Origin of the sequence: Alishewanella longhuensis (assembly GCF_014653435.1) — a bacterium.
Taxonomy (GTDB): domain Bacteria; phylum Pseudomonadota; class Gammaproteobacteria; order Enterobacterales; family Alteromonadaceae; genus Alishewanella; species Alishewanella longhuensis.
Genome location: NZ_BNAO01000003.1, coordinates 374,251 through 386,421 on the forward strand (window position 1 = coordinate 374,251; position 12,171 = coordinate 386,421).

11 protein-coding genes and 1 pseudogene are annotated in these 12,171 nt (G+C 41.7%); 1 reads left to right on the forward strand and 11 read right to left on the reverse strand.

The window, feature by feature from the left end; translation table 11 throughout:
• Positions 1-4 precede the first annotated feature (4 nt).
• The 10 genes and pseudogenes from IE163_RS08750 to IE163_RS08790 form a co-directional block, all read right to left on the reverse strand.
• Positions 5-949, reverse strand: coding sequence for a type II secretion system protein GspK (locus tag IE163_RS08750; RefSeq protein ID WP_189432310.1), 945 nt, complete (start codon positions 947-949; stop codon positions 5-7).
• Complete coding sequence (locus IE163_RS08755) at positions 942-1,526, reverse strand: hypothetical protein (RefSeq protein ID WP_229833495.1); 585 nt, start codon at positions 1,524-1,526, stop codon at positions 942-944. Before IE163_RS08755 ends, IE163_RS08750 begins: the two co-directional genes overlap by 8 nt.
• Positions 1,527-1,574: 48 nt before the next feature.
• Positions 1,575-1,673: pseudogene (locus IE163_RS17980) on the reverse strand (prepilin-type N-terminal cleavage/methylation domain-containing protein); the annotation flags it as partial.
• Complete coding sequence (locus tag IE163_RS08760) at positions 1,640-2,095, reverse strand: type II secretion system protein (protein WP_189432314.1); 456 nt, start codon at positions 2,093-2,095, stop codon at positions 1,640-1,642. The pseudogene IE163_RS17980 and the gene IE163_RS08760, both read right to left, overlap by 34 nt.
• Before the next feature lies 1 nt (position 2,096).
• Positions 2,097-2,486 (reverse strand): type II secretion system protein, encoded by a 390-nt coding sequence (locus IE163_RS08765; RefSeq protein WP_189432316.1) that lies wholly within the window; start codon positions 2,484-2,486, stop codon positions 2,097-2,099.
• 5 nt (positions 2,487-2,491) lie between these two features.
• The gene (locus IE163_RS08770) at positions 2,492-3,679 is read right to left on the reverse strand and encodes a type II secretion system F family protein (protein ID WP_189432318.1); all 1,188 of its coding nucleotides are present in this window, start codon (positions 3,677-3,679) and stop codon (positions 2,492-2,494) included.
• Entirely contained in the window at positions 3,679-5,364 is a 1,686-nt protein-coding gene (locus IE163_RS08775) for a GspE/PulE family protein (RefSeq protein ID WP_189432319.1), read from the reverse strand. The genes IE163_RS08770 and IE163_RS08775 overlap by 1 nt, the downstream gene beginning before the upstream one ends.
• 22 nt (positions 5,365-5,386) lie before the next feature.
• Positions 5,387-5,821, reverse strand: a complete 435-nt coding sequence (gspG, locus tag IE163_RS08780) for a type II secretion system major pseudopilin GspG (protein WP_189432320.1) — start codon at positions 5,819-5,821, stop codon at positions 5,387-5,389.
• A gap of 55 nt (positions 5,822-5,876) precedes the next feature.
• A complete protein-coding gene (locus tag IE163_RS08785) occupies positions 5,877-8,573 on the reverse strand; it encodes an SLBB domain-containing protein (RefSeq protein ID WP_189432321.1) in 2,697 nt (898 codons plus the stop codon).
• A 44-nt stretch (positions 8,574-8,617) separates the two neighbouring features.
• Positions 8,618-9,898 (reverse strand): hypothetical protein, encoded by a 1,281-nt coding sequence (locus IE163_RS08790; protein WP_189432322.1) that lies wholly within the window; start codon positions 9,896-9,898, stop codon positions 8,618-8,620.
• 240 nt (positions 9,899-10,138) lie between these two features.
• Here IE163_RS08790 and wecC point away from each other — a divergent pair, with 240 nt between their 5' ends.
• Positions 10,139-11,386, forward strand: a complete 1,248-nt coding sequence (gene wecC, locus IE163_RS08795) for a UDP-N-acetyl-D-mannosamine dehydrogenase (RefSeq protein WP_189432410.1) — start codon at positions 10,139-10,141, stop codon at positions 11,384-11,386.
• 1 nt (position 11,387) lies between these two features.
• Here wecC and IE163_RS08800 read toward each other — a convergent pair whose 3' ends face one another.
• On the reverse strand, positions 11,388-12,068 hold the full coding sequence (locus IE163_RS08800) for a transposase (RefSeq protein WP_189432323.1): 681 nt from the start codon (positions 12,066-12,068) through the stop codon (positions 11,388-11,390).
• Positions 12,069-12,171: the final 103 nt, after the last annotated feature.

A 12,171-nucleotide genomic window follows, 5' to 3' on the forward strand; every position in this document is an offset into this window, starting at 1 on the left:
CTGCCTATTGCTCATTTTTATTAACGAAAAAACCAGCCGATTTGCTGTATAGATAAAGCGTAACGGGATTACGGTCATAAGGCTCTATTTTAACTTCGAGCGTTAATGAGGTTGATTGAGCTGGCTCACTTACTACGATTCTTAAATTTTTATCTGGGTAAAAACCCACTATTTCGTCGCCATCTATCCCGGTAACAGCCGTGTAACGAGCGGCATTATACTGTAAGTTTTGCCTATCTTGTATAAGTATCTCCGCATGGTTTGCTGGCAATAATATTGGTAGTAAATCGTCGGGTGCCCAAAACGGATTTGCGTTAACGCCGTAGAGTGTAATGAAGGGTAAAAGTTCCGTCACTATTTCCATAGACCAACCAGGTAATGAAGCTAATTCAGCATAGGCCTCTAACGGCTTATACGGATAGGCATCATTAATACTGTTTACTCCGCCAGCTTCGGTAATAAATTGCTGGGCCTGTTCTAATGTAGCCGTCATTTGCCGAGCTGCAGATTCCGACAAGCCTTTTTGCTGCAGTAAAGTTGTGAGAATGCCATGGTTAAATTTAATATCAAGTAAGCTATCGGCGCTTTGCAGACTAACGAGTATTTCTGGTGTGCTAGTGTCCTCTGTTGCGGCAGTGTTGTTAGCATAAAATGCGGGAAACTGAAAAGGTTTGCCGTAATAGTTTAAGCCTGGTGTTGCAGCGAGGGGACCACTGTCTAACCAACTTTCGGTGAGAAACGTAAATAACATTTCGTTTGCGGCACTATAAAGCCTATCTCTGCTATCTGATACGTTTTTATAGGCAAACGCTTGCTCTAATACTTGTTTGTTATAAGCAGCGGCGACTAATACAAAGACACTGATTATTGCCGTTATTAGCAATACTTGAAATAGCACTATCCCTTTTTGCACCTGGGCTAAAGCAACTTTTATTTGTGCGTTAGACATCGCTGTAAATGCTCATTATTGATCTATCTAGTGTGTCGGGAATGTCTATAACAATCACTTGTTGTTCAATGCTTATTTTTACACTCAGTGGATTTAAATTTATCGTCATACCATCGTAAGTACGCAGCCAGGTTGGTTTTATTACCTCTATAGCATTTTCTGATCTGGCTGAGTTTCTGTCTTCTAACGAGGTATAGCCGTAATATAAAAACTCTATGTCAGATAAACCACTTTTTAAAATGCGTCTAAAATTAAATGGCAAGTTTTGATCTGCACTACGTAGTAACTGATTAACTAATATGGCTTCTTCGTATACCAAGCGCCATTTGCCTGGGTTAAATGGATCCTCTTCTTTAAAGAGCCGATAAATACTGGTGCGCGCAGGATCTTGCACACTTATCGTTGAATAGGCTGTAAAGCCCCCTTCCTCACCTAAAAAATAGTAACCTGTGTTATTTTCTGCCGCCCGAAGTACAGGTTGATTCCTGTAAACCGTTTTAACTTGAGAAGCATTTAACACGTCTAGCACAATTTGCCAACGCTGGTAGTCTGCAACAGCAGTTTCAAATTTTCCCATACTCCTGCGCCAACTGTCTTGAAAAAAACTGTATGCAAAGGCCGCAGTAATTAAAAGCAAGGATGACAGACTTATGCTTATCAGTAACTCGATTAGCGTAAAGCCTTTTTGTTTTACTGAACGGTTAAAAATAGGTCTGGAGCCCATGTAAGTTCCCGATATTCAACTTGGTGTGTTGTTCCATTATGCTGCAAACTCAGGTTTATATTTAACAAGCGATAGCGCGGTTGGTAACTTTGCGAACCGCCTTCCTGAAACCTTGGCGGTGGCGCTTTAAAAGCAACAGTTTCTGCTTGCCATTTGTAGCTGACCTCGTTAAAAACTCCTTCACCGCCTGTTTCATTACTTACAATTAGTTGATGCTTAATATTATTTTTTATTAGTTCTTTTACGGCGATTAATGCAACCAAGTCAGCGGCTTTATGGTTGTTTTGGCTAAAGCGTTGTAAGGTTACCGCACTCACGGTAATGACCGAAGCCATAATAACCATAGCCAGTAACACTTCTATTAAAGTGAAGCCGGAAGTGACTTTAGGCCGAACTGGTTTGATGTTGCTTGGTATAGACATCTTAATTTAGTTCGATAGCTGGTGGGTTTAACGCCAGTGTTTTTTGCCTGGTAAGCTCCAGGTAGTCAAGCGTTTCTGGCTGCCAATAACCATGCGCATTTACAGTAAGTTTCTCATTGCCAAATGTCAGGTATTGATAAGTATGAACATGCGTTTCAGTATGCTGCGAAAAGCTAATTTGATTTTCAGAAAAATTGAGCGTATGTGAAATGCGTCGGTTTAACGCGTCGGCTTTCGCACGTTCAACAATACGTAAAAAGTGCTCTCGCTCTTCTACTAAGCGCGTTCGCTCGTATTGATTTATGGCGACAGGTCCTACTAAAGACATGAGTAAAGCCATCAGCATAATAACAATAAGTAACTCTATTAGTGTAAAAGCTTGCTGCCGCATCGCGACTAAAATCCAACATCGGTTACAGATGAGATACTTAGCATCATAATGACCACTACACTACCAACAATACCCCCCATGACTAAGATCAATAGCGGCTCTAATAAACTGGTGAATTTTGCAACCCAAGCATAGAATTTTTGCCTGGAACGGTCTGCGATCTCGTTAAAAACTTCGGTTAGTTGACCACTCTCTTCGCCGATTTTCAAAAGTGACTTATAAAAAGGCGGATAAAGTTGGCTTAAGCCTAGACTTTCGGAAAGAGATTCTCCTCGTCTGATACTCTCTACACAAATAATCACTTCTTGGCTTAATGCTGGCGTTCTTAATACTTCTGCGCCCATTCTCAGCGCTTTATCTACTTTTATACCAGCTTTAAGCATGGATGCGACTGCTGAATTAAACTTTATTTGTTCTATCAAAACATTTACCGGTGACAATGTTCTTAAAGTTTTAAACACATTTTTTGCAAAGGGTTGTTCTCTAAAATACCATAGTGAAAACACTGTAACGGCAATAATGAAGAAAAGGTGAAATTGATAGAGCTGAAAAAAAGTACTAATACCAAGTAAGGCAACGGTATATCCGGGTAAGTCTGTTTGCTCGTTAAACAGGCCAGTCATGTTAGGGACTACATAGTTAAAGATAAAGAGTAGCGACATTACACAGACAAATAATATAACTGCAGGATAAGTTAAGGATTGAATAACCTTCTCTCTGAGGGCAAGTTCATTTTTCAAGTCTTCAGCAAGTTTTTCAAATACGTTGCGGTAATCTCCTGTCTCCTCGGCAATTTTCACCATATTAATGTACAAGTTATCGAATACACTGTACTCAGACAGTGCTTGAGAGAGACTATTGCCTTTGCGAACCGATTGAGCCACATTTAACACAAAACTTTGCAAATATGGCTTAGCTAGGTTTTCACCCAATATCTGTAAGCCTTTATCGAGCTTAATACCTGAGCGAAATAGCAAAGCTAGCTCTGTTGTGAACAGTTCTATGTCTTTTTTATTTAAGCTAGTATTTGCAAATAAGGTTAGATCGGTTGCCGTACTTTGCTGATAAAGCTCAACGATTAACAGACCGTCTGCAGTGAGTTTTCGCCTAGCCTCATCTTCGTTTGCTGAGTCTATTTTCCCCTTAACCAAGGTACCACTTTGGTTGTAGGTTTTATAATGATATATTGGCATTAACCCGCAACCCTTAATACTTCGTCTAAGGTTGTTTCACCTTTCAGCACTTTAAGTAGACCATCCTCTAATAAACTACGTAAACCACGTTGCCTGTTAAGTGTTGCCGCTGCATCTAAAAAGTCTGCATGGCCAAGTAACGACGTTAATTCGTTGTCACATTTTAAATATTGAATAATAGCAACACGCCCACTGTAACCAGTATGGTTACAGTGCTCACAACCTGCTGCTACTTTGCAATTTGCATGTTCGTAGTGTTGGCTAAGTATGTGATGTTTATCTAACACTTGCACCTGTTGCAATAAGCTGGGGTTAGGTTGAGCACAAACTGGGCATAGCCGTCGCACTAAACGTTGTGCTACAACTACTTTGACAGCGGCACTAAGCAAAAAAGGCTCAACGCCCAAATCTAGCAGGCGCGTGTAAGCACTTGGGGCATCGTTAGTATGCAGGGTGCTAAATACCAAGTGCCCCGTTAACGCCGACTGCAACGCGATAGCGGCAGTTTCATGATCCCGAATTTCACCTACCATGATAATGTCTGGATCTTGTCGAACAACACTGCGCAGAGCAGACGCAAAAGTGTAGCCAATATCGGTTTGCACTTGTACCTGATTGATACCGGATAATTGATACTCTACCGGATCTTCTATAGTAATAATTTTTACATCTTCTTCATTACGCAACGACAAAAATGAGTACAAGCTGGTTGTCTTACCTGAGCCAGTTGGCCCTGTGAGCAAAATAACACCTGAAGTAGCTTGGATATCGGCTAATAGACTTTGCTCAACATCTGTTTCTATACCCAGATTTTTAATATCGTAACTCAATGATTCTTTTAACAAAAACCGCATGACTATACTTTCACCATCACCAACAGGCAACGCTGAAACGCGTATATCGACTGACTTGGCGTCAATCTTCATTTCTATTTTTCCGTCTTGCGGCCGCCGTTTTTCAGCAATGTCCATTTTTGACAAGAGCTTTAAACGGGTGACTATAGGTAACACCATGTTTTGCGGAATAGTTTCAACGTCATGCAATACGCCGTCTATACGGTAGCGTACCCGAGCCACACCCCGAATCGGTTCTATATGCATGTCTGACGCTCTGCGTCTGAGAGCTTTAATAATTAGGTTATTTAATAGGTTGACCGTTGGCGCTTCTGACGCTAACTCACGCAGCCGATCTTCTTCGAGAATAGATAAATTTACTGTACCTGAATCTTCAACAGGGGGCAGTAAAACCTCGCTGAGTTGTTTAAATTGCTCATCGGTAGCAACTAACAACTGATAGCTCGTTAAACCTGTCTTTTCAACTACTGCTTCTATTTCACAAAAATCAAGTTGTGGAGAAGATATTAGTGTGATGGGAGCATCGTCATGCTGTTTGCAAAGCAAAATATTTTTTTGCGCTAATTCGAACAACAATTGAGCATTATACTCAGCCCATATTTGTTCTTTAAGCTTGTCGTTTACCAAAATTGCCTGCAACGATTGTTTGGTTACTGGAGCTGTACCAAACACCTGATGATAAAATTCAATAAGCTTTTCAGAAGATAAAGCGCCCATTCTGTTCAGGATGAGCTCTACTCTACCGCCATGTTTCTCTTGATATAAACGTGCTTTTGCAATGTCTTCGCCCGTGAGCGCTTGTTGCTGAAAAAAATCATCTATTACAGTCATTTAGTTTTCCGAAAAACTACTTTTATAGGGTAATATCAGCTGCTTCACCTTCGCCACCCGCTTTACCATCACTGCCAAGTGAACTTAGGGTAAAAGACTTCCCTGCTTCACCACCAAGCACATAGTGGTAAGGATTTCCCCAAGGATCTAATGGTACTTCACGAGGTAAATAAGGACCATCCCATTTGGGATTCTCACTTTTCAGTAATTCGTCTAACGATGCAGGATAATTCCCCATATCTAAGCGATAGGTGTTTAATGCACTCTCTAGCATCCTCAGCTGAGTTTCTGCTGTTTTAATTTTGGATGAATCTACTTTTGAGAACATAGTGGGAGCAACCAGAGAAGCTAGTAAACCCAGTATCACGATAACGATTAGCAATTCGATAAGCGTAAAACCTTTTTTTCGTTTGTTTACTGTGTGAGTTTCACTTTTACATACTCTGTCAAAAAACATAAAAACCTCAATAAAAACAGCAGCTCGCCTATTTTTCAAGCTGCTAATTATTTAATTAAATTCTTGAAATTGCTGCCAAGGCTACCGCGCTTTGATAGAAAATTTGGGTAACTTGCGACCATAAGCTCAGTGAATCTTTGTATTCAATATCAACCGGTACCACGATGGTGTCACCTGGCAGTAAATTAGTAGCCTGCGCGCTAAACCAACGACTGCGTGGCGGAATTAGCACTGAGCCGTCAGCTCTTATTACATATAAACGATCATTATCTGCCCGCTTACGTAATCCGCCTGACAATTTTAGGTAATCTTCCACACTAAAAGTTCCATTAAATAAGTGCGTGCCAGTATGTTGCACTTCACCAATGATGGTAATGGTGTTATTCAGCCTGGGTACAAAGAAATTGTCGTTATGCTCTAAAACAATGTCAGAACTGACATCGCCAGCCATTAAACGCTCAACACTTAACACTACGCGGCCAACTGGTTCTGCATCAGCAATTTCGTTTACCAGAGCAATCGCTTGCTGGGGCGGTGTTGCTAACATTTGTGCAGAAATAGACTTAGTAGCGATATCCGATTTTACCTGCTCTAATAATTTATTTAGCTGTTCTCTTTGTTGCTGCTTTATCGATTGGCGGGTAAAAATAGCACCAAAAGAATAAGCATCGTCAGTAAAGCCACCAGCCCTATTGATAAGTTGCGATAATGTTTCTCCCTTAACGATTTGATAATCACCAGGGAAGCGCACAGCACCACGAAGCTTAACAATTCGAGTTTCGTCCCATGAAGGCGCGCTGAAGACATTCAAACGATCACGGCTTCTTAATACAATGTCGGGTTCTGTGCCATTAAGTATGGCGTTAAGTTGAATTGGCACATTGTTAAATTTCACCGAGTTACTTTCAAAACTAAAGCCTTCAAAACGGCTGAGTTCGGCACGTGGTAAATAAGCCGAAGCGTTTAAACCTCCAGCCAATGCCAGCTGAGCTTTTATATTACCCTCTTTTAGTAACGGATACTCGCCAGGCACTTTTACATCGCCGGTTACGGATACGATTTGCATGGGACTGTTGTGATTTGACTGCCGCTTCAACATTTGTAACAACGGATACAACAGCTCTTGTCGGGTAAGATGCTGACTCAGTGCTATCTGTGTCTCATTGTAATAGACTTGCGATAGCAGCTCATTGATTCTTCGTTCTATTAGCTCATCTTGGCTTATCAAAACGTTACTAACAGATTGCTGCGGAACAGAAACAACCTGAGACTTTTCCTGAATAGCACTAAAGGCTTTTGTAAAGAAATCACCTGATGTAGCGGGGCTATTAAAGAGGTTGGTGAAGTCTTCTTGCAGTACCTCTGCAAGCTTTTCGTTTAGTTGTGCACGATTGTACCCCTCACTGCCGTGGTGGAAGATCAAGATAATATCGTCTGGTTGCAAGGTCAACTCGTTCCTAATAATGCCAGCGTGGTCTTTAATATTGTCGATTAGATTGAAACTAAACACCTCGTGCATGCGGCTATTTGGATTGTTGCGCACAACGATTGCCGATTGTAAATCTGTTGATACCAGTAAATCTGACCATATATTACGAATAAGATGGTGCAACTTGATATCAGGCTGCCAGGCATATACGGCTGGACGTGCTACAGCGCCCAGTATCGTCACTTGATTGTTAAAACGGGCCTCTAATGGGTGAACCATCAATTTATCGCCGTTATGTAACTTCTGAGTAATATCCTGAGAATTACTCAATTGTAAACTTAGAAGATTTTTTGATTTGCCGTCTGTTCTTTCTAAGCTCACATTGGCGGTGTTTGCTTTAGCATTAACGCCACCGGCAAGACTTAATAACGATTGAATTGTGTCGCCTGGGTTAATTTCATAAACGCCAGGACGGCGAACTTCACCATTAATGCTTACTGTTGGCCCTAATGCGCTTATAAAGACCACATCGCCATGCATAAGATGTATATCTTTGGAGTTTAATCCCTGCAATAACAACTCATATAGATCAAACTCTGCAACAGTTTTGCCCGCACGATTCACTTTGATATTACGCAAAGAACCAATGTCTGATACCCCACCAGAGACAAACAAAGCTTGCGTTACAGTTGTAAGCGCAGATACCGCATACATGCCAGGGTTTTTGGCTTCACCTGCCATAATAATGTTTATGGTTCTCATTTTCCCCATAGATACTGCTACTTCAACACCTATAGTCGACTGGCGAATCCTATCGATAAGAAGCTGCCTGGCATTGCCAAATGACAGCCCAGCTAACACTATAGCGCCGGCTTCTGGCACCACGACCTGACCGTCGCGGTCAATTTGTAAAGAATGACTTGAACTTTGCTTACCAAAAAACTGCAGTAAAATAGTATCACCCGCACCGAGAATGTAACTATCAGGCACAGGACCGTTATCTACCGGTGCAAAAGTTGATATTTCTGGATTGAAAATATTGAGACCAAACCGAGTGTTTACCGTTCTGACGGCTTGTGTGCGTTGCCGGCTTTGTTCACCCGGTATGACTTTAGGTTGTAAAACTTGCACTGTATTCGCAGGGTTTTCTGGCGTATTTTGATTGATAAGAGTGTTAGGGTCTATCCCAAACTGCTTTGCCAGTGCTTGCTGTTGCTCTAACGGCAGATTTTTGAGCTGCGCTAGCATTTCTGGAGACGGTGTATTGGCAAAAGCCGTTCCTATGCAGAACGCTAGCAAGAATGCAGTAAAAAATTTAAACACTGGAGACTCCATAACCAAAGTTTTGTTGCGAAAGACAAAATGCGTCAAAAGCGTACTTGCCAATTGAAGGCAGCATCGAGTGCTGAATGACCGTCTACTGCAACTGGAAGTTTATTTTGCCATTTCAAACTTGCACTAAGCAAGCCAGAAAATAACGGGATTGAGCTTGTGACGACCGATTGTACACTATTTGTTGCCTCAGAGAATGGGATATCCCATCGTTGAAAGCTCACGTGCCATTTTATAGCTGCACCAGTGCTCTCAAACCAATTAAGGCCAACACTATTATCTGACTTTAGGTACTGAGCATCACTAGTATGCCCTAAAAATTGCCAATCTAGGTAATCGGCCTGAAATAAGCGCGTTTCAATAAAACCTGATAACGAGCCATCGAATATCGAGAGGCTTTGTTTGAAGCCAGCAGTTAATGCCAATGCTGCGTTAGTGGTTTGGTAATCTAAACGACTGTAAACTTGTTTGTTTGTGTTAATTGCATGGGTAAACGTAAAATTAACATAAGTTGCTTTGTTATTTTGCCAGTTTTGCATAATGTTTTGCGTTTTAACCTGTGCAAGCTCAGCCGAAATTTGTGAGCTAAAGTTCAACACATGATGTGAAGCGGCTTTAACAAATTGTAATTGTCCTAATCCATGCTTATCAAAATGACCTAAAGTTAGGTCCCAGCCATGGTTAATAAAAGCATTATGTAAAGGTTGTCTACCATTACTTAGCTGCAAAGTTATTGGCGGCGTATAAAACCGATTAGAGCTTAGCAGTCCTGATGCAGCAGGGCCTGCATGCAAGTTTTCTTGAGCTATGCTAATGGAAAGCTTGGGGAATGCATAAGCCAGATAACTGCCGGCAAAATGTTGTGACGAATAATTTTCTGTTAATGTATTTTCGAAGCGCTGCGCAAATAGACCTACTGCAAAATTTCCTTGATACCACTCTGTTCCGAGCTTTGCACTGTAGCGTGCAAACTGCGACTGCTGACCAGCAACCCAAATGCTGTTTGAATTGGTATATCCCGCGCTAAAATAATGATTATAATTACCTTCGACGTACCTTATGGCATTCAGTAGTCTATCAACCGCGCGCTGCTCTTCTTCGCTTAGCACCTGCTTTTGCAATGTAAAAAGCTGTTCTGATACTGGAGCAATAAAAATGCGTTCTTGATGTAAATTAGTAGTTATCAACTGGCTTGCAACCAATAAGTCCAGACTGTCCATAACAGTCCGGTCAGACTTATCGAACCATGGCGCTGCCGAGACGGGGCTTAAGATAAGTAGCAGCAGAATGTTAAAAAAGCTTTTTGATATTTTCATTTTTTTACATTTAAATTTTTGGCCGAGAATAGCAGAAACACCACAAAGCTGTAAATGTTATGCTAGCGTATGTTTTGCGTTACTTTGTACTGATAGGTCGATTTTTTTGCTGCTTAGCGGTTGCTTTGGGTTTTAGCGCTCACTTTTAGTTTGTTATATTTTTCTATATGTAAATTGTATATTCATTTTCGCAGCCTTAAGATGAGCACATTACAATCTAAATCCTACTAAGGGGATATGATGTCAGCTTTTTTTTCTAAAGTGTCGGTAATTGGTCTTGGCTATATTGGTTTACCTACTGCTGCAGTAATCGCTTCGCGCGGTGTTGAGGTGGTGGGTATTGATGTCTCTGAGCACGCAGTTAACACAATAAATCAGGGTAAAATACATATCGTAGAGCCGGATTTAGATATGTTAGTGCAGGCTGCGGTAACAACTGGTAAGTTACGTGCTTCGCTTATACCTGAGCCGGCACAAGCTTTTATGATTGCGGTACCCACTCCTTTTAAAGAAAATAAATCACCTGATCTTAGCTATATTCGTACTGCTATCGAAAATATTGCTCCGGTAATTGAAAAAGGTAATTTAATTGTCTTGGAATCAACCTCACCTGTTGGCACAACCGAGCAAATCGCTCAGTGGCTAAATGAGCTTCGGCCTGATTTAAAGGTTCCGATGGACCATTCTGATGCTGCCGATATTTTTATTGCGCATTGCCCAGAGCGCGTTTTACCGGGCAGAGTGTTACAGGAATTGGTAAGTAATGACCGTATTATTGGCGGTATTACGCCACGCTGTGCCGAAAAAGCCAAGTCTTTGTATGAGCTGTTCGTTCGGGGTGAATGTTTACAAACCCATGCCCGTACCGCCGAGATGGCCAAGCTGACAGAAAACGCCTTTCGCGATGTGAATATTGCTTTTGCCAATGAATTATCACTTATCTGTGACAAGCTAAAAATTAATGTTTGGGAGCTAATTAAACTTTCAAACCGCCACCCTCGCGTCAATATTTTAAGCCCAGGTCCTGGCGTGGGCGGTCACTGTATCGCAGTTGACCCTTGGTTTATTGTTGATTCAGCGCCTGAGCTTGCTAAGTTAATTCGTTCGGCCCGCGAAATTAACGACAGCAAACCGCACTATGTTATTGAGAAGGTAAAGGCGGCGGCAGACCAATTTAAACGCCCTGTTATCGCCTGTTTGGGTTTAGCCTTTAAAGCCGATATTGATGATTTACGCGAGAGCCCGGCCTTGGATATTGCTGAGCACTTAATTAATGATAATGTGGGTGAGGTATTGTTAGTTGAACCCAATATCAAACAATTACCGAAGCGTCTTAGCCAGCATAACGACAAGTTAACTACCCTACCCCAAGCATTAGAACGAGCCAATGTGCTGGTTGTGCTGGTCGACCACCGCCAATTCAAAGCATTACATATCAACGAGGTAGCAGCAAAAGTCGTCATCGACACCCGCGGTATCTTCGGCTAACTTATCCACACAACTCCGGTACCGGCCCGACCACTTTATCCACAGGTCTCCGGTACCGGTCTAACCTGTTTTGAGGGCGCGGCTTTATGCTGTTCTTAGTCAGGGCATTACGGATATCATATAATTCATCTTCACTCATGGGTTGAGTAAATAACTGATTGTACGCTTTTAAGCGAGCTAATGAGGTAGCCCCAAGAGCCTCATATGTTGTATGTGGTGTTATTACCGTCGAATTTTTGCCGCAAGCATTAGTGAGAAAACTAGACCACTCGAAACCACCTGGAGTCTTCACTAAACCAGCCCGGACCGGGTTTAGTTCTATGTAGCGATAACACGCGAGCAGGTAATAGTCGCTTTCAATAACGCTGGCAAAATACTTACCATCCCATACTGTGCCTGTGCGCTGATTGATGGTGTTGTAGTAAGCGGCGTATTTGCGTCCTAAACATTGCATAAAATGCGGTACTTCAGCCCCGTCTTCAGGTGTAATTAAAAGATGATAGTGGTTAGACATCAAGACGAATGCATGTAACTTGATTGCAAAGGTTTCTAACTTACTACAAAGCATTTTGAAAAAGACGCGCTTATCTGCTTCAGATCCGAAACAGTGCATACGATTATGCCCACGGTTAATAATGTGATAAGGCATGCCATCAATAAATGAGCGAGGTTTTCTAGCCATAATGAAAAACATTTGTTAATAAAGATTAAATTTAGATTAATAAGTGAATTTTTCAAATCAAAGCTCAACAGGTAAGACCTCCAACCGGTACCGGAGTTGTGTG